The organism is Microbacterium sp. NPDC008134 (assembly GCF_042957055.1).
In the GTDB taxonomy this organism is placed as follows: domain Bacteria; phylum Actinomycetota; class Actinomycetes; order Actinomycetales; family Microbacteriaceae; genus Microbacterium.
Genome location: NZ_JBIBHO010000001.1, coordinates 276,327 through 301,119, shown reverse-complemented (window position 1 = coordinate 301,119; position 24,793 = coordinate 276,327). Strand labels below are relative to the sequence as shown.

Annotated in this window: 24 protein-coding genes; 13 read left to right on the top strand and 11 right to left on the bottom strand. The window is 69.9% G+C overall.

What is annotated here, in order from left to right:
* Positions 1-67 precede the first annotated feature (67 nt).
* From ACFY9N_RS01465 to ACFY9N_RS01450, 4 genes are read left to right on the top strand one after another with little or no spacing between them, the layout of a single operon-like run.
* The gene (locus tag ACFY9N_RS01465) at positions 68-859 is read left to right on the top strand and encodes a HesA/MoeB/ThiF family protein (protein ID WP_391476454.1); all 792 of its coding nucleotides are present in this window, start codon (positions 68-70) and stop codon (positions 857-859) included.
* A complete protein-coding gene (gene glp, locus ACFY9N_RS01460) occupies positions 856-2,103 on the top strand; it encodes a gephyrin-like molybdotransferase Glp (RefSeq protein WP_391476452.1) in 1,248 nt (415 codons plus the stop codon). Before ACFY9N_RS01465 ends, glp begins: the two co-directional genes overlap by 4 nt.
* Positions 2,100-2,597 carry a cyclic pyranopterin monophosphate synthase MoaC gene (gene moaC, locus ACFY9N_RS01455; RefSeq protein WP_391476451.1) on the top strand — a complete coding sequence of 166 codons (498 nt, stop codon included), beginning with the start codon at positions 2,100-2,102 and terminating at the stop codon, positions 2,595-2,597. The genes glp and moaC overlap by 4 nt, the downstream gene beginning before the upstream one ends.
* Positions 2,594-2,827: a MoaD/ThiS family protein gene (locus ACFY9N_RS01450; RefSeq protein WP_391476449.1), complete on the top strand. Its 234-nt coding sequence runs from the start codon at positions 2,594-2,596 to the stop codon at positions 2,825-2,827. The genes moaC and ACFY9N_RS01450 overlap by 4 nt, the downstream gene beginning before the upstream one ends.
* Positions 2,828-2,889: 62 nt before the next feature.
* Here ACFY9N_RS01450 and ACFY9N_RS01445 read toward each other — a convergent pair whose 3' ends face one another.
* The 4 genes from ACFY9N_RS01445 to ACFY9N_RS01430 form a co-directional block, all read right to left on the bottom strand.
* Entirely contained in the window at positions 2,890-3,318 is a 429-nt protein-coding gene (locus ACFY9N_RS01445) for a molybdenum cofactor biosynthesis protein MoaE (protein WP_391476448.1), read from the bottom strand.
* The gene (locus tag ACFY9N_RS01440) at positions 3,315-3,803 is read right to left on the bottom strand and encodes a molybdenum cofactor biosynthesis protein B (protein ID WP_391476447.1); all 489 of its coding nucleotides are present in this window, start codon (positions 3,801-3,803) and stop codon (positions 3,315-3,317) included. The genes ACFY9N_RS01445 and ACFY9N_RS01440 overlap by 4 nt, the downstream gene beginning before the upstream one ends.
* Before the next feature lie 38 nt (positions 3,804-3,841).
* Positions 3,842-5,473, bottom strand: coding sequence for a molybdopterin-dependent oxidoreductase (locus ACFY9N_RS01435; RefSeq protein WP_391476446.1), 1,632 nt, complete (start codon positions 5,471-5,473; stop codon positions 3,842-3,844).
* A gap of 94 nt (positions 5,474-5,567) precedes the next feature.
* Positions 5,568-6,266, bottom strand: a complete 699-nt coding sequence (locus ACFY9N_RS01430) for a GTP pyrophosphokinase family protein (protein WP_391476444.1) — start codon at positions 6,264-6,266, stop codon at positions 5,568-5,570.
* Between the two features lie 202 nt (positions 6,267-6,468).
* On the opposite strand from ACFY9N_RS01430, the gene ACFY9N_RS01425 reads away from it, so the two are divergent.
* Both ACFY9N_RS01425 and ACFY9N_RS01420 read left to right on the top strand, forming a co-directional pair.
* A complete protein-coding gene (locus ACFY9N_RS01425) occupies positions 6,469-8,580 on the top strand; it encodes an APC family permease (protein ID WP_391478433.1) in 2,112 nt (703 codons plus the stop codon).
* Between the two features lie 104 nt (positions 8,581-8,684).
* The gene (locus ACFY9N_RS01420; protein ID WP_391476443.1) at positions 8,685-8,951 is read left to right on the top strand and encodes a hypothetical protein; all 267 of its coding nucleotides are present in this window, start codon (positions 8,685-8,687) and stop codon (positions 8,949-8,951) included.
* Positions 8,952-9,040: 89 nt separating this feature from the next.
* Here ACFY9N_RS01420 and ACFY9N_RS01415 read toward each other — a convergent pair whose 3' ends face one another.
* Positions 9,041-10,210: an SLC13 family permease gene (locus ACFY9N_RS01415; protein ID WP_391476441.1), complete on the bottom strand. Its 1,170-nt coding sequence runs from the start codon at positions 10,208-10,210 to the stop codon at positions 9,041-9,043.
* 294 nt (positions 10,211-10,504) lie between these two features.
* On the opposite strand from ACFY9N_RS01415, the gene ACFY9N_RS01410 reads away from it, so the two are divergent.
* Genes ACFY9N_RS01410 through ACFY9N_RS01385 form a run of 6 tightly spaced genes read left to right on the top strand, consistent with a single transcriptional unit; the run spans position 10,505 to position 18,365 of the window.
* On the top strand, positions 10,505-10,594 hold the full coding sequence (locus tag ACFY9N_RS01410; protein WP_391476439.1) for a potassium-transporting ATPase subunit F: 90 nt from the start codon (positions 10,505-10,507) through the stop codon (positions 10,592-10,594).
* A complete protein-coding gene (gene kdpA, locus ACFY9N_RS01405; RefSeq protein ID WP_391476438.1) occupies positions 10,594-12,273 on the top strand; it encodes a potassium-transporting ATPase subunit KdpA in 1,680 nt (559 codons plus the stop codon). The genes ACFY9N_RS01410 and kdpA overlap by 1 nt, the downstream gene beginning before the upstream one ends.
* A gap of 2 nt (positions 12,274-12,275) precedes the next feature.
* Entirely contained in the window at positions 12,276-14,576 is a 2,301-nt protein-coding gene (gene kdpB, locus ACFY9N_RS01400; protein ID WP_391476437.1) for a potassium-transporting ATPase subunit KdpB, read from the top strand.
* A gap of 11 nt (positions 14,577-14,587) precedes the next feature.
* Positions 14,588-15,190 (top strand): potassium-transporting ATPase subunit KdpC, encoded by a 603-nt coding sequence (gene kdpC, locus ACFY9N_RS01395; RefSeq protein WP_391476436.1) that lies wholly within the window; start codon positions 14,588-14,590, stop codon positions 15,188-15,190.
* Positions 15,187-17,697, top strand: a complete 2,511-nt coding sequence (locus tag ACFY9N_RS01390) for an ATP-binding protein (RefSeq protein ID WP_391476434.1) — start codon at positions 15,187-15,189, stop codon at positions 17,695-17,697. The genes kdpC and ACFY9N_RS01390 overlap by 4 nt, the downstream gene beginning before the upstream one ends.
* Positions 17,694-18,365 (top strand): response regulator, encoded by a 672-nt coding sequence (locus ACFY9N_RS01385; protein WP_391476432.1) that lies wholly within the window; start codon positions 17,694-17,696, stop codon positions 18,363-18,365. The genes ACFY9N_RS01390 and ACFY9N_RS01385 overlap by 4 nt, the downstream gene beginning before the upstream one ends.
* Here the strand turns inward: ACFY9N_RS01385 and ACFY9N_RS01380 are convergent.
* Together ACFY9N_RS01380 and ACFY9N_RS01375 are read right to left on the bottom strand one after the other, a co-directional pair.
* Positions 18,347-19,171: a tryptophan-rich sensory protein gene (locus ACFY9N_RS01380; protein WP_391476431.1), complete on the bottom strand. Its 825-nt coding sequence runs from the start codon at positions 19,169-19,171 to the stop codon at positions 18,347-18,349. The genes ACFY9N_RS01385 and ACFY9N_RS01380 overlap by 19 nt on opposite strands.
* A gap of 94 nt (positions 19,172-19,265) precedes the next feature.
* Positions 19,266-19,829: a TetR/AcrR family transcriptional regulator gene (locus ACFY9N_RS01375; RefSeq protein WP_391476429.1), complete on the bottom strand. Its 564-nt coding sequence runs from the start codon at positions 19,827-19,829 to the stop codon at positions 19,266-19,268.
* Positions 19,830-19,924: 95 nt separating this feature from the next.
* Here ACFY9N_RS01375 and ACFY9N_RS01370 point away from each other — a divergent pair, with 95 nt between their 5' ends.
* A complete protein-coding gene (locus ACFY9N_RS01370; protein WP_391476428.1) occupies positions 19,925-20,767 on the top strand; it encodes an alpha/beta fold hydrolase in 843 nt (280 codons plus the stop codon).
* A 115-nt stretch (positions 20,768-20,882) separates the two neighbouring features.
* On the opposite strand, the gene ACFY9N_RS01365 is transcribed toward ACFY9N_RS01370, so the two are convergent.
* Genes ACFY9N_RS01365 through ACFY9N_RS01350 form a run of 4 tightly spaced genes read right to left on the bottom strand, consistent with a single transcriptional unit; the run spans position 20,883 to position 24,778 of the window.
* Positions 20,883-21,836, bottom strand: a complete 954-nt coding sequence (locus tag ACFY9N_RS01365) for a siderophore-interacting protein (protein WP_391476426.1) — start codon at positions 21,834-21,836, stop codon at positions 20,883-20,885.
* The gene (locus ACFY9N_RS01360; protein ID WP_391476425.1) at positions 21,826-22,626 is read right to left on the bottom strand and encodes an ABC transporter ATP-binding protein; all 801 of its coding nucleotides are present in this window, start codon (positions 22,624-22,626) and stop codon (positions 21,826-21,828) included. Before ACFY9N_RS01360 ends, ACFY9N_RS01365 begins: the two co-directional genes overlap by 11 nt.
* Positions 22,623-23,732, bottom strand: coding sequence for a FecCD family ABC transporter permease (locus ACFY9N_RS01355; RefSeq protein WP_391476423.1), 1,110 nt, complete (start codon positions 23,730-23,732; stop codon positions 22,623-22,625). Before ACFY9N_RS01355 ends, ACFY9N_RS01360 begins: the two co-directional genes overlap by 4 nt.
* Entirely contained in the window at positions 23,729-24,778 is a 1,050-nt protein-coding gene (locus tag ACFY9N_RS01350) for a FecCD family ABC transporter permease (RefSeq protein WP_391478432.1), read from the bottom strand. The genes ACFY9N_RS01355 and ACFY9N_RS01350 overlap by 4 nt, the downstream gene beginning before the upstream one ends.
* Between the last annotated feature and the right edge of the window lie 15 nt (positions 24,779-24,793).

Below are 24,793 nucleotides of genomic sequence, written 5' to 3'. Positions count from 1 at the left end.
CTGCGACTGAAATCTCCGCGCATGCGGCGAAGACCGCTCTGTCGGGAGCCGGGCATACGCTGATCACATGGACCCGCTCGTCGCTCCCGCCCCGGCCCTCGATCCGAGCGAGCTGGTGCGCACCGCGCGCCACGCCGTACTCGCGGGCATCGGCGAAGAGGGTCAGCGGCGGTTGAACGCCACCCACGTCGCGGTCGTGGGGGCGGGCGGGCTCGGTTCCCCCGCACTGCTCGCGCTGGCGGCCGCGGGCATCGGCACTCTCACCGTCATCGACGACGACGCGGTCGAACTCACCAATCTCCAGCGCCAGCTCGCGCACCGCGTCGACGACATCGGCACGCCCAAGACCGCGTCGGCTGCCCGAGCGATCACCGCCCTCGCCCCGCAGACGGTGGTCGTGCAGATCGCTGAGCGGCTCGATGCCGAGAATGCCGGACGGATGCTGGCGGGCACCGACATCATCGTCGATACGAGCGACTCTTTCGAGACGCGTCGAGCCGTCGCCGCGGCATCCGAGGCCCTGGGCGTTCCGCTCGTGTGGGGGGCCGTGCAGGAATGGCACGCACAGGTGACGGTCTTCTGGTCGGATCCGCCCGCAACGGATGCCGTTGTGCTCGGCGACCTGTTCCCGATCGGCACCGAGGGCGAGCCGCCCAGCTGCGCGCAGGTCGGCGTGCTCGGCGCGCTGTGCGTGCAGGTGGGCGGGATGCTGGCGACCGAGGTCGTGAAGCTCATCACCGGTGCCGGCGACCCCCTGCTCGGACGCCTCGCCGTCATCGACGCCCTCGCGGGCCGACAGCACGAGATCGCGATCCATCCGGCGGGCCCGGCGCGCGTCGCGACGGAGGTCACCGCGTGAGCGCCGCGCCCGGCGGCCGCCGCACCGTCGAGGAGCAGCTCGCACGCGTGCTCGACGCGGTGCGCCCGCTGCCGTCGGAGATCCAGTCGATCCGTGCGGCGGCCTCCCGCACCCTCGCCGCCGATGCCACCGCCGCGCACGACATCCCCCTGTTCGACAACTCCGCGATGGACGGCTTCGCCGTGCGATTCGCCGATGTCGCGACGGCATCCGCCGATACCCCCGTCGCCCTGCGCGTCGTCGCCGATCTACCGGCCGGCGTCTCGGACGACCCGGCGCTCGCCTCCGGCGAGACGGCCCGGATCATGACCGGCTCTCCGACGCCGAGCGACGCCGACGCGATCGTTCCCTTCGAAGACACCGCGGGCGGTCTCGCCGACTCGCTCGGCGAGGTGCGGGTGCTGCGTGCGCCCGCCAAGGCGGGAGCTTTCGTGCGCCGCCGAGGTGCCGACCTCTCCGCCGGAGACTCGGTCGTGCGGGCGGGCGAGCGGCTCGGCGCGTTCCAGGTCGCCGCGGCCGTCGCCGCCGGGATCTCGGAGGTCACCGTGACGCGCGCTCCGCGCGTGGCCGTGGTGTCGACGGGCAGCGAGCTGCTCGCTCCCGGCGACTCGGCAGCGCGTGGTCGGATCCCCGATTCGAACGGCCCGCTGCTCGAACTGCTCGTCGGCGAGGCGGATGCCGACGTCGTCCTCGTCGCCCGCGTGGCCGACGAGGCGGATGCCGTGCGCGCGGTCACCGCCGAGGCCGTCTCCCTCGACGCCGACGTGATCGTGTTCACGGGTGGAGTGAGCGCCGGCGCCTACGAGCCGGTGCGCGGAGCGTTCGACGGGGGCGGAGAGGTCGAGTTCGCGAGCGTCGCGATGCAGCCCGGCAAGCCTCAGGCCTTCGGCGTGCTCGATTCGGGGGCGCTCGTGTTCGGCCTGCCCGGCAATCCGGTCAGCGTGGCGGTGTCGTTCGAGGTGTTCGTGCGTCCGGCGCTGCTGGCTCTGCAGGGCCGGACCGCGATCCATCGCCCGCGCACGTCGCTGATCGCGGATGCCGCGTGGTCCACGCCGCCCGGCAGACGTCAGTACCTTCCCGCCGTGGTCGATCTGGTCGCGGGAACAGTGCGCCCCGCCACGTCCGGGGGATCGGGGTCGCACCTGGCGGGAGGACTCGCGCGTGCTCGGGCATTCGCGATCGTTCCCGCAGACGTCGAGGCCGTGGCCGGCGGCGATCGGATCGATGTCATGCTGGTTGAATGAGCTTCACGCACCTCGATGCCGCCGGCCACGCGCACATGGTCGACGTCACCCTCAAGCAGCCGACCGTCCGCACCGCCACAGCCCGCGGTTTCGTGCGCTGCAGCGCCGAGGTCATCGCCGCTCTTCGCGACGGCACCGCCCCCAAGGGCGACGTGATCGCCGTCGCGCGCATCGCCGGCATCCAGGCGGCGAAGTCGACGGCATCTCTGCTCCCCCTCGCCCACGTGATCGGTGTGCACCGGGCGAGCGTCGACCTCGAGATCGTCGACGAAGGCGTGGAGATCGAGGCGACCGTCGGCACCGCCGACCGCACCGGCGTCGAGATGGAGGCGCTCACCGCGGTCTCGGTCACCGCGCTCGCGGTCGTCGACATGGTCAAGGGGCTCGACCGCTCGGTCGTGATCGAGAACGTACGCATCACCGCGAAGTCGGGCGGGCGCTCGGGCGACTGGGTGCGTCCGGGCGTGGCCGCTTCGGGCGAGGCATCCGCATGACCCGCGTGCGCTACTTCGCCGCCGCGGCCGAGGCTGCCGGGACGGATGCCGAAGAGCGCAGCGAACTCACCTTGGACGCGCTGCGGGCGGCGGCGGTCGCCGAGCATCCGGCCCTCGCCGGCATTCTTCCGCGCTGCGCCGTGCTGGTCGACGGCGTACGCACCGACGACGATCGCCCGCTCGACGGGGTCGAACTCATCGACGTGCTGCCGCCCTTCGCCGGCGGCTGAGCCGTCGAGTTCCGCGGGGCGGGGCCCTTCGACAAGCTCAGGGACCCGGTTTCCGCGAAGGGTCAGCCCCCGATGCCCTTCCACGACGACGTGCCGTCGGCCTCATGCTGCCGCTTCCACACCGGCAGGTCGCGCTTGATCGCCTCGATCACCTCACGGCACACCGCGAACGCCTCCGCCCGGTGCGCCGAGGCGACCGCGATCACGACCGCCGCATCCCCCACCGCGAGCTGCCCGATCCGGTGGCTCACGGCGACGAGTGCACCCGCGCCGCCCTCGACCTCCTCGGCGATGCGCCGCAGAGTGACGGTGGCATCCGGGTGGGCGCTGTACTCCAGACCCACCACGGGCGAGTCGGCGTCGGGGTCGTTGTTGCGCACGCGCCCGACGAAGGTCGTGACCGCGCCGAGGCGCGGGTCGTCGACCGCGGCGAGGTGCGCGTCGAGGTCGAGCGGGTGCTCGACGATCGCGGCGATCCGGACGTCGTTCATCCGTGGTCCCCGCCCGCGAGCTGGTCGACGATGTGCTCCGCGACCGTCAGCACGATCGGGATGCCGGATGCCACGGCGTTCGTGGATCCGGGAAGGTTCACCACGAGCGCTCCGAACGGATCGACGACGCCGGCGAGGCCGCGCGACAGCACCGACTTCGGAGTGTCCACGAGGCCGTGGCGCCGCAGCTCCTCGGCGATCCCGGGGAGCTCGCGCGTGAGCACCGGCCGCGTGCCCTCGGGGGTCTCATCACGCGGGGCGATCCCCGTGCCCCCGGTCGTGATGATCAGCTTCGCGCCGCGGCCCAACGCCCGCCGCAGCGCATCGGACACCGAGTCCGCGCCATCGGCCACGATCTCGGCATCCGGGCAGTGCCACCCGGCCTCACGCAACAGTCCGACGGCGATCGGCCCGCCTCGGTCCTCGCGCTCTCCTGCGAACGAACGGTCGGACACGGTGATCACGCAGGCGGGGAGCGACGTCATCCGTCCACCCTAGGGCGAGAGCGGCTACCCCGCACCGCTCAGTTCACCCGCACGAGCGAGCGCTGCCAGCCCGACGAGCCGTTCGGTGCGATCGGCGCGCGCTCCTCGATCTGCGTGTCGCCGTTCTTGTTGATCGCTCGCACGGCGACGTAGTGCGTGCCGGGCGTGGCGTCCCACTCCATGAACCACTGCACCCAGGTGTCGTCGTTGATGGCCTTCGACAGGGTGACCGGCGTCCACTCGCCGTTGTCGATGCTCACCTCGACCCGCTCGATCCCCACGGACTGCGCCCACGCGACGCCCGCGATCGGGATGCGACCGGCGTCGACCGCCTCGCCGAGCTTCGGAGTGTCGACGCGCGACGAGAACTTGATCGGCGCCTCGGCGCTGTACCCGCGCGGTGTCCAGTAGGCCTCGTCGTCGGCGAAGGTGGTGACCTTGAGTTCGGTGAGCCACTTGGTCGCCGAGACGTAGCCGTAGAGCCCGGGCACGACCATCCGCACGGGGAAGCCGTGCTCGAGCGGCAGCGGCTCGCCGTTCATCGCGACCGCGAGGATGGCGTCGAGGTTGTCGTCGGTCAGCGATTCCAGCGGCGTGCTGGCCGTATAGCCGTCGACGCTCCGCGAGAGCACCATGTCGGCACCGGACTTCACGCCGGCCTTCGCGAGCACGTCGCGGATCGGCACGCCGAGCCACTTGGCGTTGCCGACGAGTTCGCCACCGACCTCGTTCGAGACGCAGGTCAGGGTGATGACGTACTCGTCGAGGCCCATGTCGAGCAGGTCCTGGAAGCTCATCTCGACCCGCTGGTCGACCATGCCGTCGATCACGAGGCGCCAGGTCTCGGGGTCGATCGTCGGAACGGTGAGCGCGGTGTCGACGCGGTAGAAGTCTTCGTTCGGCGTGAAGAGGGGGCTGACGCCGGGAACGTCGAGCTCGGCCCCGTCCGGAATCGTCACCGTGCTGTTCGGAGTGGGCAGCTTGAGCGCCTTGCGGATGCTCTCCACCGACGAGACCGTCATGCTCACGGTGCGCGCGGCGACGCCGACGACGACGGCCGAGATCCCGGCGATCGCCGCGAGGCCGAAGAATCCGCGACGGCTGACGCCGGCCTTCGCCGCCGGGGCCGCGAGGTCGGTGGGCGACGGCTTGGTAATCGGGGGCGTCGACGGGTCGGCGGCGGGCTTCTTCGCTGCGGCCGGAGCCAGCGCGGCCTCGCGCCAGCGGCGCAGGCGCCGGATCAGCAGCACGAGGATGATCGCCCCGCCGACCGTGCCGAGCACCGGCGGGAGGAAGGCGAGGGGGGTGACGCCGGCGCGGGTGACGATCGCGGCCGTCGACAGAGCACCCGCGATGACGATTACGATCACACCCAGAGGAGCGCGCACGAGCTGCAGGATTCCGCCGATCGCCGAGGCGATGACTACGGCGAGACCGAGTCCGGCGAGGAGCGCGATCTTGTCGTACTCGCCGAACGTGGCGATCGCGAACTCTTTGAAGGGCTGCGGCACGATGTCGATCACGAATCCGCCGACGGCGAGGATCGGGCTCGCGGTGCGGGCTACAAGGAGGGCGAACAGCTCGGCGACCGCGAGGAACACGGCCCCGCTGATCAGACCGGCGAGTGCCGCCCAGGCGATGAATCGCTTTCCGCTTCGGTGCTCGGCCATGGTCTCCTCCTGGTCCACGGGTGACGGTACTCCCGAACGATCGGAGTCACCACGTGTTGTTCGGAGTCGACTGCGGATCGGATGGGCCGCGGACTCAGACCTCGACGATGCGCGGAGGGGGCGGCGGGGCGAGCTGGCGCTTCGGCACGCCGTGCGCCTCGCGGTGCAGGCGCTCCATGCGGGTGTCGAGCTCGGCGGCGGCCTCGGCCGCATCGCTCAGGCTGTCGACGAGGTGCGAAGGCACCTGGTTCGAGAACTTGTAGTAGATCTTGTGCTCGAGGCTGGCCCAGAAGTCCATCGCGATCGTGCGGAACTGCACCTCGACCGGCACCGACAGCGCTCCCGTCGACAGGAACACCGGCACCTCGATGATGGCGTGCAGGCTCTTGTACCCGTTGGGCTTGGGGGTGGCGATGTAGTCCTTCACCACTCGCACGGTGATGTCGTCCTGCGCGGTGAGCAGGTCGAACAGCTGGTAGACGTCGGCGACGAAGCTGCACGTGACGCGCACGCCCGCGATGTCGGTGATCTCGGAGCGGATGAGCTCGAAGTCGGGCTCGTCGATGCCCTTGCGGGCGAGCTTCTCGACGATGCTGTCGGGAGACTTCAGCCGGCTCTTCACGTGCTCGATCGGGTTGTAGGCGTGGTCGTGGGTGAACTCGTCGCGGAGGATCGAGATCTTCGTCTCGACTTCGCGCATGCCGAACTCGTACTCGCGCAGGAACCGCTGGAACTGGTCCCGAAGGGCCTTGGTCTCCTGGATCGAGATCTCGTCGACGGGGAGGGTGGTCATGATGTCGACGTTATCCATCCGTGATCGGAAACGGCTGTGCATCCGTTCGCCCGGACATTCCACGCACGTTCGGGAGGAGATCTCTCGTTCCGGAGGAGCATCCGCCGACCCCGAGATCTCCGCCCGAGCGCCCAGCCACCCATCCACCGGCCCGTAAGGATTCCGTGAGCGCGCCCGCACGGCCCGTAGGGATTCCGTGAGGATGCCGTCAGGATGCCGTTCGGCAGGAGTAGTGTCGCCGGACGTGTCGGAAGAATTCAGAGAGGGCGGCGATGCGCCGGCGGTCAAGCGCATCCTCATCGGCGAACCGCTGACGAGCGCCCAGGTCGACGACCAGTTGCTGCCGAAGCGCATGGCCCTGCCGATCTTCGCGTCGGATGCTCTGAGCTCCGTGGCCTACGCCCCGCAGGAACTCGTGATGATCCTGCTGATCGGCGGGCTCACGTTCCTCTCCTTCACCCCGCTCGTCGCGGTCGCGGTCGTCGTGCTGCTGATCGTGGTGGTGCTCAGCTACCGCCAGCTCATCAAGGCGTACCCCTCGGGTGGCGGCGATTACGAGGTCGCGTCGAAGAACCTCGGCGAGATCCCCGGCGTGATCGTCGCGGCGGCCCTGCTCGTCGACTACGTGCTCACCGTCGCCGTGTCGGTCGCCTCCGGCGTCGACAACATCATCTCGGCGTTGCCCGGCTTCGACCCCTTCCGCGTCGAACTGGCGGTCGGCTTCGTCATCCTCATCATCATCGTGAACCTGCGCGGGGTGCGCGAGGCATCCCTCGTCTTTGCGATCCCCACCTACGTCTTCATCGGGTCGGTCGGTCTGATGATCGTGACCGGACTGGTGCGCACATTCCTCGGCGACGCGCCCGTCGCCTCGAGCGCAGAGTTCTCGGTGCAGGCCGAGAACCTCAGTCAGGCAGCGGTGATCTTGCTGATCCTGCGGGCCTTCTCGAGCGGATGCTCCGCCCTCACCGGCGTCGAGGCCGTGTCGAATGGGGTGCCCGCCTTCCGGGCGCCGAAGGTGCGCAACGCCCAGTCGACCCTGGTGCTGATGGGCACGATCGCGATCTGCCTGTTTTCGGGACTCACGGCGCTCGCCCTGATCACCGGCGTGCACTACGCCGAGAATCCCTGCGACCTGATCGGCTTCGACTGCACCAACCCGCAGCCCAGCCTCATGGCGCAGATCGCCTCCGCGACGTTCGGCGGCGGCAGCATCCTGTTCTTCGTCGTGCAAGCCGCGACCGCCTGCGTGCTGCTGCTCGCGGCGAACACCGCGTTCAACGGCTTCCCACTGCTGGGCGCCGTCCTCGCCCGCGACGGATACGCCCCGAAGTCGCTCAACACCCGCGGCGACCGCCTGGTGTTCTCGAACGGGATGATCCTGCTGGGCATCGCCGCGATCGTCGTGCTCGTGGTGTTCCAGGCCCGGCTCACGACGCTGATCCAGCTGTACATCATCGGCGTGTTCGTGTCGTTCTCGCTCGGACAGATCGGCATGGTGCGGCACTGGCGGCGCGTTCTGCGCGGGCACGGTGCCGCCGCGAAAGACGGGGCTGCGGCATCCGATCGCCGATCCGCCCGCGTGGGCCTCGTGATCAATTCGGCCGGCGCGACGCTCACCGTGCTGGTGCTGGTGATCGTCACGATCACCAAGTTCACGCACGGCGCGTACCTGGTGTTCTTCGCGATCCCGATCCTCGCGTTCCTCATGCTCGGCGTGAAGCGGTACTACCGCGACGTCGACCACGAGATCGCTATCGACGACACGACCCGGTTCGGGGCATCCGGCGACGTCGCCATCGTGCTCGTCAGCCACCTGCAGAAGCCGAGCATGAAGGCGATCGACTACGCGATCGCGGCGAAACACGACAAGACGCTGGCCGTGCACGTGGCCGTATCGGCGGATGCCGCGGCCGCCGTGCAGAAGGACTGGAAAGACCACCTCGTGCCGATCCCGCTGGTGATCCTGGACTCGCCCTACCGGTCTTTCACCCAACCGATCAGCCAGTTCATCACCCAGTACCGCGAGAAGCACGGCTCGTCGGTCGTGACCGTCTATCTGCCGCAGTACATCGTGGGGCACTGGTGGGAGTCGTTCCTGCACAACCGCCGCGCGCGCCGCCTGGCGAACCAGCTCATGCTCGTGCACGGCGTCTCGATCACGCTCGTGCCGTGGCTGCTCGACTCGTCGGAGCTCATCTACGGACGCCGCTCGCGCCCGCTGCCCGGGCAGGAGCGTGCCGGACGGCCGGTCGCCCCCGTGGTCGTCTCGGGCCGCCGCGCCCACCGTCCGGAGGGCCCGCCGCAGGAGTAGCCGGTGTCGAGCCGGGTTTCGAATCACTCACTTTGCAGCTTTTAGGCACCGAAGACGACAAAGTGAGCGATTCGAAAGCCCGGCCCGGCCGCTATCGTGAACGCATGACCCGTCGTCGGCGCCGTACTCGCCCGTACCGCACGGCCGGACTCTGGCTGATCGGGATCGGTTCGCTGCTGGTTCTCGCCTCCATCCCGCAGTTGTTCTTCGGCATCCCGGTGTCGGAGGGCTTCGCTCCGGCCGGGCTGAGCCTGGGCCCGCTGACGCTCATCGCCGGCATCGTCCTCTACTTCTCGCAGCGACCAGGACGCGGCGACGGCACGTTCGACGACAGCGCGACTTTCCGGAATCTCGACCTGCCCCTGCAGTGAACTCGGCCCGGTTTCGAATCGCTCACTTTGCAGTTTTCCGGCGCCGACGACGACAAAGTGAGCGATTCGAAAGCGGTGGGTGGCCGGCGTCAGACCACCAGCATCAGCGCCAGCACCGCCAGGGCGACCGTCGGGATGGCCGCGACCATGCCCCAGCGCATGAACCGTCCCCACCGGATCTCGACGCCGAGCGCCGTGATCCGGTGGTGCCACAGCAGGGTCGCGAGTGAGGCCCACGGCGTGATCAGCGGCCCGAGGTTCACGCCGATCAGCAGCGCCATGAGCGCGACCGGGTCGCCCGCCGCGGGTTCGAGCACGAGATACGCCGGGAGGTTGTTGATCGCGTTGGCGCTGACCGCGCCGAGTGCCGCGAGGCGGAGCAGATCACCGGGGGCATCGTCCGCGATCGGGGTCGTCAGGAAGTCCAGGATGCCGCGGGCGTGCAGCGTCTCGACGATCACGAACAGCGCCGCGGCGAGCGCGAGGGCCTGCCACGGCACGAGTCCGAGCCGCAGGGCACGGCGTCGGCGCACCGCGAACAGCGCGATCAGGGCGACGGCGGCGACGGATGCCGGGATCCACACGTCGTGCGTGAGCGCGAGCAGCGGCATCAGGACGACCAGGATGCCGGTGGCCGACCAGAAGAGCACGGGATCCGCCGAGCGGCGCGGCGGCGGCACCTCGTAGGCCGAGAACACGGTGCGCCGGTGCACCAGGGTGAGGATCGCGACCGGCACGAGGATGCCGACGAGGGTCGGCGCCCAGCTCAGCGCGAAGAACGCCCCGGGTCCCCCGATCTGCCCCGCGGCCAGAAGGTTCGTGAGGTTCGAGACGGGCAGCGCGAGCGAGGCGGTGTTCGCGAGCCACACGGTCGCCAGGGCGAACGGGATCGGCGGCACCCCGATGCTCTGCGCGAGCACCACCACCACGGGAGTGACGATCACCGCGGTCGTGTCGAGCGAGAGGAACACCGTGCTCACCACGGCGAGCGCGATCACGAGTACCCAGAGCAGCAGCACGCGGCCGCGACCCCAGCGGGCGAGCCGCTGCGCGACCACGTCGAACACGGCGGCGTCTCGGGCGAGCTCGGCCACGATCGTGATCGCGACGACGAAGCCGAGCACGGGGGCGATCCGCGCGCCGAGAGCCTCGGCATCCGCGCCCGGCAGAATGCCGATGAGCACGCACACGACCGCGACCGCGACGAGCCCGATCACCACCCATGTTCCGGCGCCGACCCGGCGCGCTACCTGTCCCACCTCGCCACCATAGGCCCACCGACAGGCTTTCGAATCGCTCACTTTGTCGGTTTGTCGGCCTCGAAACGACAAAGTGAGCGATTCGAAAGCCGCCCTCGGGGACGGAACGGCTAACAGCGGATGCCGTTGGGGAAGCGCATGTATCGGAGCGAGCACCGTAGGGGAACCGTGAGGAACGGCGAAACGGGGCCGCGGACGGACTTGTATCGGTGACGTGCTCGACATCCTCTACCTCGCGCTGACTCTCGCGCTGTTCGCCCTCGTCTCGTTCGCCGCGAAGGGGGTGGAGAAGCTGTGATCGTCTTCGAGATCATCGCCGCGACCCTCGCCGCCGCGGCCGTCGTCTACCTCGTGATCGCCCTCGTCGCGGCGGAGCGCATCTGATGGGCGCCGAGATCTGGTTCGGCATCCTGCAGGCGGCGACACTCACCGTCGCCCTCGTGCTGCTCTACCGTCCGCTCGGCGACTACATCGCCCACGTCTTCACGAGCCCGCGCGACGCCCGCATCGAACGCGGCGTGTATCGCGTGATCGGGGTCGACCCGGCATCCGAGCAGACCTGGCGCGCCTACGCCCGCAGCGTCCTGGCGTTCTCGGTCGTCGGCCTACTGCTCGTGTACGGGCTGCAGCGCCTGCAGGCTTTCCTCCCCGAATCCCTCGGGTTGCCCGCCGTGCCCGAGGGCCTCGCGTTCAACACCGCGGCGTCGTTCGTCGCGAATACCAACTGGCAGTCGTACTCGCCCGAGCAGACCATGGGCTACACCGTGCAGCTCGCGGGCCTCACGGTGCAGAACTTCGTGTCGGCGGCGGTGGGTCTCGCCGTCGCGGTCGCGCTGATCCGCGGCATCGCGCGCCGCGGCGCGACCACCATCGGCAACTTCTGGGTCGACCTGATCCGCGGTCTCGGACGCCTGCTGCTACCCGTCGCCATCCTCGCCGCGCTCGCGCTCATCGCGGGCGGTGTCATCCAGAACTTCGCCGGATTCACCGAGGTCACCACGGTCTCGGGAGGAACTCAGACTCTCCCCGGCGGACCCGTCGCCTCGCAGGAGGCGATCAAGATGCTCGGCACGAACGGGGGCGGCTTCTTCAACGCCAACTCGGCGCATCCGTTCGAGAACCCCACGGCCACGACGAACCTGCTGCAGATCCTGCTGATGCTCGCGATCCCGTTCTCGCTCCCCCGCACGTTCGGTCGCATGGTCGGCGACCACCGCCAGGGCTACGCGATCGCCGCCGTGATGGGCACGATCTTCCTCGTCTCGACGTTCGCGCTCTCGGCCCTCGAACTGGCCGGCCGCGGCACCGCCCCCGAACTCGCCGGGGCCGCGATGGAGGGCAAGGAGGTGCGCTTCGGCATCCTGGGCACGACCCTGTTCGGCAGCGCGAGCACCCTCACCTCCACCGGCGCGGTCAACTCGATGCACGATTCGTACACGGCTCTCGGCGGCATGATGCCGATGCTCAACATGATGCTCGGCGAGGTCGCCCCTGGCGGTGTCGGCTCGGGCCTCTACGGCATGCTCGTGCTCGCCATCATCGCGGTCTTCGTCGGCGGACTGCTCGTCGGCCGCACGCCCGAGTACCTCGGCAAGCGCATCGGCCCGAAGGAGATCAAGCTCGCGAGCCTGTACATCCTCGTCACACCGACGCTCGTGCTGCTCGGCACGGCGCTGAGCTTCGCGATCCCCGGCATCCGAGCGGATGTCGAGGCCACCAGCATCCTGAACCCCGGGGTGCACGGCATGAGCGAGGTGCTCTACGCCTTCACATCGGCGGCCAACAACAACGGCTCGGCGTTCGCCGGGCTCACCGCCAACACCCCGTGGTTCAACACCGCGCTGGGGGTGGCGATGCTGCTCGGGCGGTTCCTGCCGATCGTGCTCGTGCTGGCCCTCGCGGGATCGTTCGCCGCGCAGGAGAAGGTGCCCGAGACCGTCGGCACCCTCCCCACCCACCGGCCGCAGTTCGTCGGCCTGCTCCTCGCCGTGACGGTCGTCGTCACCGCGCTCACCTACTTCCCGGTGCTCACCCTGGGCCCGCTCGCCGAAGGACTCGTCTGACCATGACCCTCCACAACGATTCGACTAACCGGTCCCTGAGCGAGGAGCACAGCGACGAGACGAAGGGCGCTTCGCTCGCTCAGGAACCGACGGACCGGTTACTGAGCGAGGAGCGCAGCGACGCCCTTCGTCTCGCTTCGCTCGCTCAGGAACCGACGAACGGCCGCACCTTCGGCTGGCCGCAGCTCGCCGCCGCCCTGCCGGGTGCGCTGCGCAAGCTCAACCCCGCCGCCCTCGTGCGCAACCCCGTGATGCTGATCGTGTGGGTCGGCGCCGCGTTCACCACGGTGCTCGCGATCGCCGAGCCCTTCCTCGGTGGCCCCGGAGAATCGGGCGGCACCACGGTGCCCGCACCCTTCACCGCCGGCATCGCCGTGTGGCTCTGGCTGACCGTGCTCTTCGCGAACGTCGCCGAGTCGGTGGCGGAAGGCCGGGGCAAGGCGCAGGCAGCGAGCCTGCGTAAGACCCGTACGAGCACGATGGCGCGGAGAGTTGATGCGGGGTGGGACCCTTCGACAAGCTCAGGGACCCAGTTCAGCTCAGGGACCCAGTTCGACGACGCGGAGACGACAGAGGTCTCGTCGGCCGAGTTGCAGCGTGACGACCTCGTGATCGTCGAGGCGGGCGAGCTCATCCCCGGCGACGGCGACATCATCGCCGGCATCGCGACCGTCGACGAGTCGGCGATCACGGGCGAGAGCGCCCCGGTGATCCGCGAGTCCGGCGGCGATCGTAGCGCCGTCACCGGCGGCACCCGCGTGCTCTCCGACCGCATCGTCGTGCGCATCACCTCGAAGCCGGGCGAGACGTTCGTCGACCGCATGATCGCTCTCGTCGAGGGCGCGAGCCGTCAGCGCACTCCCAACGAGATCGCACTGAACATCCTGCTCGCTAGCCTCTCGATTGTGTTCGTGATCGTGGTGCTCGCCCTCAACCCGATCGCCTCGTACGCAGCGTCTCCCGTCAGCATCCCGGTGCTCATCGCCCTGCTCGTCTGCCTCATCCCCACGACGATCGGCGCGCTGCTGTCGGCCATCGGCATCGCTGGGATGGACCGCCTCGTGCAGCGCAACGTGCTCGCGATGTCGGGCCGCGCGGTCGAGGCCGCCGGAGACGTCACCACGCTCCTCCTCGACAAGACCGGAACGATCACCCACGGCAACCGCCGCGCCCACGAGGTGCTGCCGCTGCCGGGTGTGGATGCCGACGAGCTGCTGCGCCTCGCGGCCCTCGCCTCGCTCGCCGACCCGACGCCCGAGGGCGCGTCGATCGTCGATCTCGCGGCGAGCCGCGGCATCCGCCTCGACGAGCAGACGGATGCCGTCGTCGTGCCGTTCACAGCGCAGACGCGCATGAGCGGGCTCGGCCTGGCCGACGGCACGCAGATCCGCAAGGGCGCCGCGTCGGCAGTGCGCGCGTGGGTGGGCCCTTCGTCGGGCTCAGGGACCGAACTGCAGGAGCTGACGGATGCCGTCGCCACCAGCGGAGGAACACCCCTCGTCGTCGCCGTGACGGGCCCGCAGGCAGGCTCAGGGACCCAGGATCCCGAGTCGTGCGAAGCGTCCCGCATCCTCGGGGTCGTGCACCTGAAGGACATCGTCAAGGACGGCCTGCGCGAACGGTTCGACGAGCTGCGCAGCATGGGCATCCGCACCGTCATGATCACGGGAGACAACCCGCTCACGGCCGCCGCCATCGCGAAGGAGGCCGGAGTCGACGACTTCCTCGCCGAAGCCACCCCGGAGGACAAGCTGGCCCTCATCCGCCGCGAGCAGGAGGGCGGGCGCCTCGTCGCGATGACCGGAGACGGCACGAACGACGCCCCGGCGCTCGCGCAGGCCGATGTCGGTGTGGCGATGAACACGGGCACCTCGGCGGCGAAAGAGGCGGGCAACATGGTCGACCTCGACTCGGACCCGACCAAGCTGATCGACATCGTGCGCATCGGTAAGCAGCTGCTCATCACCCGCGGGGCACTCACCACGTTCTCGCTCGCGAACGACATCGCCAAGTACTTCGCGATCATCCCCGCGATGTTCATGGGCGTCTTCCCGGGGCTGGCGGTGCTCAACGTGATGCAACTGCACTCCCCGGCATCCGCCGTCACCAGCGCGATCATCTTCAACGCGATCGTGATCGTGTTCCTCATCCCGCTCGCGCTGCGCGGCGTGAAGTACCGCCCGGCGAGCGCCTCGCAGATCCTGCAGCGCAACCTCCTCATCTACGGGCTCGGTGGCGTGATCGCCCCGTTCATCGGCATCAAGCTGATCGATCTCGTCGTCAGCCTCCTCCCCGGCTTCTGAAAGGCCCGCACATGTCCTCCACCCGCACCACCGTCCGCACGGCGGGCGTCGCCGTCCGCGCGATGCTCGTGCTCACCCTCGTGCTCGGCGTCGGCTACACGCTCGTCGTCACCGGCATCGGCCAACTGCTCCTGCCGTGGCAGGCGAACGGCTCTCCCCTCGCCGACGACAAGGGCAGCGCGCTCATCGGCCAACCCGCGACGGATGCCGACGGCGACGCCCTGCCCGAGTACTTCCAGTCCCGCCCGTCCGCCGCGGGCGACGGCTACGACGGCACCGCCTCGAGCGGCAGCAACCTCGGCCCGGAGAACGCCGATCTGATCTCCGCGATCGAGGAGCGCAAGGTCGCGATCGCCGAGCGCGAGGGTGTCGACCCGTCCGATGTGCCGGCCGATGCCGTCACGGCATCCGCTTCCGGTCTCGACCCGCACATCAGCGTCGCCTACGCGCTCCTCCAGGTGCCGCGCGTCGCGGCCACCCGCGGCCTCGCCGAAGACGTCGTGCGCACCCTCGTGGAGTCTAGGATTCAAGGGCGGGATCTGGGATTCCTCGGCGAGGAGCGCATCAACGTCGCCGAACTCAATCTCGCGCTCGATGAGCGGGAGGGCGAATGACACGAGAGCGGCGGGGCCGACTCCGCGTTCTCCTCGGCGCGGCTCCCGGCGTCGGCAAGACCTACGAGATGCTCGTCGAGGGGCGACGCCTGCTCGACGACGGTCGCGACGTCGTGATCGCCGTCGTCGAGACGCACGGGCGCGCGGCGACGTCGGCCCAGACGATCGGGCTTCCCGAGGTACCGCGGCGCACCACCGAGCACCGCGGCGTCGCGCTCGACGAGCTCGACGTCGATGCCGTGATCGCCCGCCGGCCGGAGATCGCCCTCGTCGACGAGCTCGCGCACACGAACGTGCCGGGTTCGCGGCATCCGAAGCGCTGGCAGGATGTCGAGGCGATCCGGGACGCCGGCATCGACGTCGTCACCACCGTGAACGTGCAGCACATCGAGTCGCTCAACGCGGTGGTCGAGAAGATCACCGGCATCGCGCAGCAGGAGACGATCCCGGATGCCGTCGTGCGGGCGGCCGACGAGATCGAGGTCGTCGACCTCGCGCCCCAGACGCTGCGCGACCGCCTGTCCGCCGGACTCGTCTACCCGGCCGAGCGCATCGACGCGGCGCTCTCGAACTACTTCCGGCTGGGCAACCTCACGGCGCTCCGCGAACTCGCGCTGCTGTGGCTCGCCGACGAGGTCGACAGCGCCCTGCGCAGCTATCGCGCCGAGCAGGGCATCGAGGGCACGTGGCAGGCGCGCGAACGCGTGGTCGTCGCGTTGACCGGCGGGCCGGAGGGCGAGACGCTGCTGCGCCGCGGCGCCCGTATCGCCGCGCGCTCTGCCGGCGGCGAACTGCTCGCGGTACACATCTCGACGCAGGACGGCCTGCGCGACGCGGCACCCGGCGCGCTCGCGGCGCAGCGGGCTCTCGTCGAGTCGCTGGGCGGCAGCTTCCACCAGATCATCGGCGACGACATCCCCGGCGCCCTCGTGGAGTTCGCGCAGGGAGCGGATGCCACGCAACTCGTCATCGGAGTGAGCAGGCGTGGGCGACTGATGGCGGCGCTCACCGGTCCCGGCATCGGCTCGGAGGTGATCCGCCGCTCGGGCGATATCGACGTGCACATCGTCACCCACGCCGCCGCCGGCGGGCGCCTCGCCCTTCCCCGCATCACCGGCGGGGCGCTGGGCTGGCGACGGCAGGTGCTCGGCTTCGCGGTCGCCCTCGTGTTCGGACCGCTGCTGTCGTGGATCATGTTCACGTTCCGCAGTCCCGAGTCGATCACCTCCGAGGTGCTGGCGTATCAACTGCTCGTCGTCGTGGTGGCGCTGATCGGCGGCATCCGTCCGGCCGTGTTCGCGGCCGTGCTGTCGGGCATCACCCTCGACTTCCTCTTCGTCGCGCCGCTGTTCACGATCACGGTGGCGCATCCCCTGCACGTGCTCGCGCTCGCTCTCTACGTGGTGATCGCGATCCTCGTGAGCATCATCGTCGACCAGGCGGCCCGCCGGGCGCGCACCGCCAAGCGCGCGACCGCCGAAGCCGAACTGCTCGCGGCCGTCGCCGGCAACGTGCTGCGCGGCGACAATGCCGTGCTGGCGCTGGTCAGCCGCACGCGCGAAGCGTTCGGGCTCAGCGGCGTGCGGCTGCTGACGGCCGAGGGCGACGTGCTGGCCAGCGACGGCGAGCCGCTCGCCGACGGGCGCACGACCACGGTCGAGGTCGGCGCATCGCACGCCGTGCTCGAGCTCAGCGGCGACGCGTTGGATGCCCCGGCCCGCCGTCTGCTCGACGCGATCGTCGCGCAGCTCTCGGCCGCGATCGAGCACACCGATCTGCGGGCGACGGCCGCCGAAGCCGCCGCCCTGGCCGAAACCGATCAGGTGCGCAGCGCGCTACTCTCGGCGGTCAGCCATGACCTGCGCCGCCCGCTCGCCTCGGCCGTCGCCGCGATCGGCGGGCTGCGGGGAGCCCACGATCTCTCGGCCGACGACCGCGCCGAACTGCTCGCGACCGCCGATGAGAGCCTCGCGACGCTGTCGACCCTCGTCACCGACCTGCTCGACGTGAGCCGTGTCGAAGCGGGCGTGCTCGCGGTCTCGGCCACCCGGATCGACGCGACCGGCCCCGTGCTGGCCGCCGTCGACGAGCTCGGCCTCGGCCCCGCTGACGTCGAGCTCGCGCTCGACCCCGCCCTCCCCGCCCTGCGGGCCGACCCGGTGCTGCTGCAGCGTGTGATCGTGAACGTGCTGGCGAACGCCCACCGCCACTCGCCTGTGGGGGCGCGTGTACTCGTGTCGACGAGCGCCCTCGGCGAGCGCGCCGAGATCCGCATCATCGACCGCGGTGAGGGGGTTCCGGCCGAGCGGCGCGACAGCATCTTCCAGCCGTTCCAGCGCTTCGGCGACACCGACAACACGACGGGTCTGGGTCTGGGGCTCGCCCTGTCACGCGGTTTCACGGAGGGCATGGGCGGTAGCCTGACTCCCGAGGACACTCCCGGGGGAGGCCTCACGATGGTCATCTCACTGCCGCTGGCCGGCGCCGACACGGAGGACACGGAGTGAAACTCCTCATCGCCGACGACGATCCGCAGATGGTGCGGGCTCTGCGCATCACGCTCGCCGCCCACGGATACGAGGTGGTCGTGGCATCCGATGGCGCCGCCGCCGTCGCGGCCGCCGCACAGTCGCATCCCGACCTCATCATGCTCGACCTGGGGATGCCGCGGCTCGACGGCATCGAGGTGATCCAGGCGCTGCGCGGTTGGACGAACGTGCCCATCATCGTCGTCTCCGGGCGTACGGGATCGGCCGACAAGGTCGAGGCGCTGGATGCCGGGGCCGATGATTTCGTCACCAAGCCGTTCCAGGTCGACGAGCTCCTCGCCCGCCTGCGCGCGCTGTCACGCCGCGCGGTGCCGGCCGGCGGCGAGTCGACCGTGGCGTTCGCCGACGTCGTCGTCGACCTCGCGACCAAGACCGTGACGCGCGGGGGGTCGCGGGTGCACCTGACCCCGACGGAGTGGCGGATGCTCGAGCACCTGTCCCGGCATCCGGGAGCGCTCGTCACCCGGCAGGATCTGCTGAAGGAGATCTGGGGCAGCGAGCAGGTCTCGGATTCGGGGTACCTGCGGCTCTACATGTCGCAGTTGCGCAAGAAGCTCGAGCAGGAGCCGAGCGCTCCGGAACACCTGCTGACCGAGTCGGGGATGGGTTACCGTCTCGTCGTCTGACGGGCGTCACGTCGAAGGGCCCCACCCCGCACGACCCCGACCACACCCGCGACCACCAGCACCACGGCCACCACGATCGCGGCGATGCCGGTCGGCACGCTGTCCGGGGCATCCGTCAGCCGTCCGACCGCGAGCCACGCCAGCCCCCAGGCCGTCGCGAGGGCCGGGGCGATCCGCCCGGTCACGAGCGCCGCAGCCACGCCGATGACCGCCACGACGACCAGCACAGCGACGGCGACGGCATCCGCCATGTCCGCCCACTCCGCCGGGACGATCTGCGTGAACCAGGCGGCTGTGTTGGCGACGGTCGCGATCGTGACCCATCCGAAGTGCAGCCCGTTCGCACCGTCGGTGAGGATGCGGTCCACGACGTTCTTCGCCGGGAACCGCCCGAGCAGCACGATCACTCGGGCGAGCACGGCGACCAGCAGAGCGATCACGATCACCGTGAGCCAAAGCGTCAGGAATCGTGCAGTCACCAGCCAGAGGCCGTTCAGCACCATCGAGAGGGCGATCCATCCGCCCACGGCCTGCTGCCGGGCATCCGTCCGTTGCGCCGGCAGCGCCTGCCACACCGTGTAGGCGAGCAGCGCGATGTAGATCAGCGACCAGATCGAGAAGGCGGGGCCCGCGGGGGCGAGGTACGAGCCCTGGGCCGAGAGGGCGCCGTCTTGCAGGTCATCGACGGATGCTCCGCCGAATGCGCCGGCGCCGACCGCCGCCGCGATCAGCATGAACACGGCCGCGGCGATGATGAGGCTCTGGCGGGCGATGCCCGTGGTCGGGGTCTTCGTCTGCGTCTCCATGCTCGGCACGCTACGGGCGCGGGGCGTCGACACACATCCCCTTGACTCTCGCCCAGCTAACGTCTAGCTTGGCTAGCGAAATCGAGCGGATGCCTCAGCCGGCGACCGCCGCGTCGATCAGAACCTCGGCGGCGCTGCGCGCGTGCGCCGCCACTGCCGCGTCGCCCGAGATCGCGGCCGTGCTCTGCGCGCCCTCGGCGAGGATCGACAGTTGCGCCGCGAGCAGCGGCGAGGCGCCCGTGCTCGCGACGAGGCTCGACATGTAGTCCTGAAACGAGGCTTTGTGCGAGCGCACGATCTCGGCGACCTCGGGGTTCGTGCCACCGAGCTCCCCGAAGGCGTTGATGAAGGCGCAGCCGCGGAAGTCGTCGGTGCAGAACCAGTTCTCGAGGTACCCGTAGACGGCGAGCAGCCGGGCGCGCGGGTCGCCACCGGCATCCGCCACCGCGGCCGTCAGGCCGGACTCCCACTCTCCGTGCTTGCGCGCGAGCACGGCCGCGACGATGTCGTTCTTCGCGGGAAAGAGGCCGTAGAGGCGGCGCAGCGACACGCCGGCGGACTGGCGCAGCTCGTCCATGCCGACGGCCGCGTATCCCTTGCGGTAGTAGAGCCCCTCGGCGGCGGAGAGGATGCGTTCGCGTGCCTCGTCTTCGGTCATGCGAGAAGTCTACTTGACATGAGAACGATCGTTCTCTAGATTAGGATCCATCGGGCGAGAACGATCGTTCTCGCCGAACCGAAAGGATCAGGATCATGGGTTACATCACCGTCGGAAACGAGAACAGCACCCCGATCGAGCTCTACTACGAAGACCAGGGTTCGGGTCAGCCCGTCGTCCTGATCCACGGCTACCCGCTCAACGGTCACAGCTGGGAGCGCCAGACCCGCGAGCTGCTCGCGCAGGGCTACCGCGTCATCACCTACGACCGCCGCGGTTTCGGCCAGTCGTCGAAGGTCAGCACGGGCTACGACTACGACACCTTCGCCGCCGACCTGAACACCGTGCTCGAAACCCTCGACCTGCGCGACGTCGTGCTCGTCGGCTTCTCGATGGGCACCGGCGAACTCGCCCGCTACGTCGGCCGGTACGGCGCCGACCGCGTCGCGAAGCTCGCCTTCCTCGCTTCGCTCGAGCCCTTCCTCGTGCAGCGCGACGACAACCCCGAGGGTGTGCCGCAGGAGGTCTTCGACGGAATCGAAGCCGCCGCGAAGGGCGATCGCTACGCCTGGTTCACCCAGTTCTACAACGACTTCTACAACCTCGACGAGAACCTCGGATCGCGCATCAGCCAGGAGGTCGTGAACGCCAACTGGAACCTCTCGGTCACCAGCGCGCCCGTCGCCGCCTACGCCGTCGTCTCGTCGTGGATCGAGGACTTCCGCGCCGACGTCGAGGCCGTCGCCGCCGCCGCGAAGCCCACGCTGATCCTGCACGGCACGAAGGACAACATCCTCCCGATCGACGCCACCGCCCGCCGCTTCCACCAGGCGGTGCCCGCGGCCGAGTACGTCGAGGTCGAGGGTGCCCCGCACGGCCTCCTCTGGACCCACGCCGACGAGGTCAACGCCGCGCTGACGAGCTTCCTCGCGAAGTAACCCGCGACCGGGGCATCCACCGCCCCCGTTTCGAATCGCTCACTTTGCAGTTTCCAGGGTCTGGAAACGACAAGGTGAGCGATTCGAATGTCCGGGGGTCGGCCGACCGGAATACTCAGCCGCGCATGGCGACGCCGCGGCGCCAGTAGCCCATGAAGGCCACCTGGCCGCGGTCGATGCCGAGGTCCTTCACCAGGTGCCGGCGCAGCGTCGTCACGACACCGCTTTCGCCCGCGATCCAGAAGTAGCGGTCGCCCGGGGCGTCGGATGCCGCGATCTCCTCGCCGAGGCCCGAGTACGCCGGTGTCTCCCACAGCAGGTCGTCGCTCTCGATATCCTTCACGGCGATCGCGTCCGAAGCATCCGCGTCGCCGAGGTGCGCGAGCACCGCCGGAATGACCTTGAATCCGTGCTCCTGCTCGTCGTCGCGGGCCAGCCAGTTCACCTCGACCCCGGCGGGGGCATCGATCGCGAGTTCGTCGGCTGCCGACGGCACCTCGATGAACGCCGTTCCGCGCAGGTCGCGCGGGGCGTCCTCGAGGATGCGCGCGATCGCGGGAGCCGCGGTCTCGTCGCCCACCAGCACGACCGAGGGAGCGTCGCCGGGGCGGTACTCGGTGCCGCCACCCGCGATCACGCCACGGCGCGGTCCGATGATGATGAGTTCCTGCCCGGCATCGGCCGCGCTCGCCCACCGCGATGCCGGGCCGGTGAGCCCGGGCGCGAGGTGCAGCACGAAGTCGATGTCGACCTCGGTGCCGGCATCCGTCACCCGCAGATCGCGGATCGAGTACGTGCGCATGGTGCCGCGCTCGTCTTCGGGAACCGCCAGGAACGCCGCCCACCAGTCGGGGGTGTCGCGCTCGAGCGGGGGCAGGATGCCGGATGCCGGCGGGAAGATCAGCTTGATGCGGGCGTCGAACACACTGCCCGGTGTGCCGAACTCGTCGAGGTCGGAGCCGCCGAACGTCACCCGCACGAAGTTGGGCGAGACGCGTTCGACGCGGCGCACCACGGCGCGCGCGAGGATGTAGGTCGGCTTCTCGGTGGTGGTGGTCTCAGCGGACATGGTGCCTCCCGATGGGTGTGACCATCGGCTTGCCCGAGACGGGATCGATGGTGATCTGATTGGCGAGGCCGAAGACCTCTTCGACGAGCTCGGCGGTGACGACCTCGGCCGGCGCCCCGACCGCGTGCACGGAGCCGTTCTTCATCGCCACGAGTTCGTCGGCGTAGCGCGCCGCCAGGTTGAGGTCGTGCAGCACCATGACGATCGTGGTGCCGCGGGCGACGCTGAGGTCGGTGAGCAGGTCGAGCACCTCGACCTGGTGGGCGACGTCGAGGAAGGTCGTGGGCTCGTCGAGCAGCAGGATGTCGGTCTCCTGCGCGAGCGCCATTGCGATCCAGACGCGCTGGCGCTGTCCGCCCGACAGTTCGTCGACGCTGCGGTCGGCGAGATCGCTCACCCCGGTGGCGTCGAGTGCGTCGGCCACGACCTCGTAGTCGTGGGCGCTCCAGCGGGCGAGCGTCTTCTGGTGCGGATGCCGTCCGCGCCCCACGAGATCGGCGACGGCGATGCCCTCGGGGGCGACCGGCGACTGCGGCAGCAGCCCGAGGATGCGGGCGACCTCCTTGGTCGGCCGTGCGTGCACCGACTTGCCGTCGAGCACGATCTGCCCCGACGACGGCGACAGCAGGCGCGCCAGCGATCGCAGGAGCGTCGACTTGCCGCATCCGTTCGCTCCGACGATCGTCGTGATCTTGCCGGCCGCGACCGTGAGGTCGAGTCCGTCGATGATGGTGCGGTCGCCGTAGGAGAGGGTGACCCCTTCGGCCGACAGGCTGTGCGAGACGGTCACAGCGATCCTCCCGAGCGGTTGGTGCGGATGAGCAGGTAGATCAGGTACGGAGCACCGAGCACGCCGGTGACGACGCCGACCGGGTAGCGGGTGCCGAGCAGGAACTGGGCCACCAGGTCGCTGCCGAGCACGAGCACCGCGCCGACGAAGGCGCTGGGCAGCAGCAGGTTGGCGCCGGGGCCGGTGATGCGCGCGGCGATCGGTCCGGCCATGAACGCGACGAACGCGATCGGTCCCGTCGCGGCGGTCGCGAAGGCGAGCAGGGCGACGGCGCCGAGGATGAACAGCAGGCGGGTGGCGTTGACGCGGATGCCGAGGCCGGATGCCGAGTCGTCGCCGAGCTGCAGAGCGCCCAGCGCTCGCCCCTGCGACAGCATGAGTGGGATGATCACGACCGCGGCGATCAGCATCGGGAGCACGCGCTCCCACGAGGCGTTGTTGAGGCTACCGGTGAGCCACTGCATGGCGGTCTGGATGTCCCAGTTCGCGGCGCGCGACAGCATGTACGAGATGAGGCTCTGCAGCATGGCGGCGATGCCGATGCCGATGAGGATCAGCCGGGTGCCGGCGAAGCCGCCCTTCATCGAGAGCAGGTAGATCGCCAGCGCCGTGACCACCGCACCGGCCAGCGCGAGGACCGAGACCACGGGGCCGTTGAGCGACAGCACGATGATGCCGAGCACGGCCGCCGCGCCCGCGCCCGACGAGATGCCGATGATGTCGGGGGAGGCGAGCGGATTGCGCAGCAGGGTCTGGAAGGTCACTCCGGCGATGCCGAAGCCGAACCCGGTGAGGATCGCGAGCACCGCCCGCGGCAGGCGCAGGTCGCCGACCGTGAACGAGGCCCCCGGCACGGTCTCGCCGAGGATCACACGGATCACCTCGCCGGGCGTGTAGAACGTGTTGCCGACCATGAGGGCCACGGCGAACAGCACGAAGACGAGGATGCCGAGCACGATCGTCGCGGTCGCGTGGCGGCGATGGCGGGCACGACGGCCGGCGACGATGGCGGCGACACGAGCGGATGCCGTCTGCTCCGGACGGTCGAGGGTGTGCTCTGCGTGCTCGCCGGAGCCGGCGGAACCAGTGCGATCGGTCGTGGTCACAGCTCACGCACCTTCTGACGACGGACGATCCAGATGAAGAACGGGGCGCCGATGATCGCGGTGATGATGCCGACCTGGATCTCTTCCGACGACGGCGAGATCACGCGACCGACGATGTCGCTGGCGGTCAGCAGTGCGGCGCCGGCGATCGCCGAGAACGGCAGCAGCCAGCGGTGGTCGGTGCCGATCAGCATGCGGCAGACGTGGGGGATGACGAGGCCGACGAACCCGATCGGTCCGGCGATGGCCGTGGCGGCACCCGCGAGGATGACGGCGCCCAGGGCCGACAGCAGCCGGGTGCGGAAGACGTGCTCACCCAGGCCCTTCGCCATGTCGTCACCCAGTGCGAGCGAGTTCATGCCGCGCGAGCATGCGAAGCAGATGAGGGCGCCGACGAGGAGCACCGGCGCCGTCAGGGCGATGCGCGGCCACTCGGCGCCGCCCACTCCCCCGACCTGCCACGCCTGGAACGTCTGCAGCAGATCGACGCGGGGCAGCATGATGGCGCTGATGAGCGAGGCGAACGCGGCGGAGGTGGCGGCGCCCGCGAGCGCGAGTTTGAGAGGGGTCGCGCCTCCGCGCCCGAGGGATCCGACAGCGTAGACGAAGGTCGCGGCCGCGGCGGCACCGACGATCGCGAAGGCCATCTGCCCGTACGGGTTCGCGAGACCGAAGAAGGCGATCCCGATGACGACGGCGAGCGATGCGCCGTTCGTGACGCCCAGGATGCCGGGGTCGGCGATCGGGTTGCGGGTGACGGCCTGCATCGCGGCGCCCGAGAGGGCGAGCGCAGCGCCGACGAGCAGTGCGAGCACCGTTCGCGGGATGCGCTTGACGACGGCGGCCTGTTCGATCGTGTCGCTGTGACCGCTGAAGGCGGCGACGATGTCGTCGAACGACACCGCGCGCACACCGAACGACACCGACAGGATGCTGAGGACGAGCAGGAGCACGACTCCGGCAAGAAGCCAGAGCGTGCGCACCAGCACCGGGCGCCGCAGATCTGCGGCGCCCGGTGCGATGGTGGTGGTGGCGGTCACTGAGATGTCACTCCGCGCGAG

Excerpts from the sequence above, each read along its gene's own strand:
- ACFY9N_RS01465 (WP_391476454.1), top strand. The coding sequence starts at position 68 with ATGGACCCGCTCGTCGCTCCCGCCCCGGCCCTCGATCCGAGCGAGCTG.
- moaC (WP_391476451.1), top strand. The coding sequence starts at position 2,100 with ATGAGCTTCACGCACCTCGATGCCGCCGGCCACGCGCACATGGTCGAC.
- ACFY9N_RS01450 (WP_391476449.1), top strand. The coding sequence starts at position 2,594 with ATGACCCGCGTGCGCTACTTCGCCGCCGCGGCCGAGGCTGCCGGGACG.
- ACFY9N_RS01445 (WP_391476448.1), bottom strand. The coding sequence starts at position 3,318 with ATGAACGACGTCCGGATCGCCGCGATCGTCGAGCACCCGCTCGACCTC.
- ACFY9N_RS01440 (WP_391476447.1), bottom strand. The coding sequence starts at position 3,803 with ATGACGTCGCTCCCCGCCTGCGTGATCACCGTGTCCGACCGTTCGTTC.
- ACFY9N_RS01435 (WP_391476446.1), bottom strand. The coding sequence starts at position 5,473 with ATGGCCGAGCACCGAAGCGGAAAGCGATTCATCGCCTGGGCGGCACTC.
- ACFY9N_RS01430 (WP_391476444.1), bottom strand. The coding sequence starts at position 6,266 with ATGACCACCCTCCCCGTCGACGAGATCTCGATCCAGGAGACCAAGGCC.
- ACFY9N_RS01425 (WP_391478433.1), top strand. The coding sequence starts at position 6,469 with ATGCCGTCAGGATGCCGTTCGGCAGGAGTAGTGTCGCCGGACGTGTCG.
- ACFY9N_RS01420 (WP_391476443.1), top strand. The coding sequence starts at position 8,685 with ATGACCCGTCGTCGGCGCCGTACTCGCCCGTACCGCACGGCCGGACTC.
- kdpA (WP_391476438.1), top strand. The coding sequence starts at position 10,594 with ATGGGCGCCGAGATCTGGTTCGGCATCCTGCAGGCGGCGACACTCACC.
- kdpB (WP_391476437.1), top strand. The coding sequence starts at position 12,276 with ATGACCCTCCACAACGATTCGACTAACCGGTCCCTGAGCGAGGAGCAC.
- kdpC (WP_391476436.1), top strand. The coding sequence starts at position 14,588 with ATGTCCTCCACCCGCACCACCGTCCGCACGGCGGGCGTCGCCGTCCGC.
- ACFY9N_RS01390 (WP_391476434.1), top strand. The coding sequence starts at position 15,187 with ATGACACGAGAGCGGCGGGGCCGACTCCGCGTTCTCCTCGGCGCGGCT.
- ACFY9N_RS01380 (WP_391476431.1), bottom strand. The coding sequence starts at position 19,171 with ATGGAGACGCAGACGAAGACCCCGACCACGGGCATCGCCCGCCAGAGC.
- ACFY9N_RS01375 (WP_391476429.1), bottom strand. The coding sequence starts at position 19,829 with ATGACCGAAGACGAGGCACGCGAACGCATCCTCTCCGCCGCCGAGGGG.
- ACFY9N_RS01370 (WP_391476428.1), top strand. The coding sequence starts at position 19,925 with ATGGGTTACATCACCGTCGGAAACGAGAACAGCACCCCGATCGAGCTC.
- ACFY9N_RS01365 (WP_391476426.1), bottom strand. The coding sequence starts at position 21,836 with ATGTCCGCTGAGACCACCACCACCGAGAAGCCGACCTACATCCTCGCG.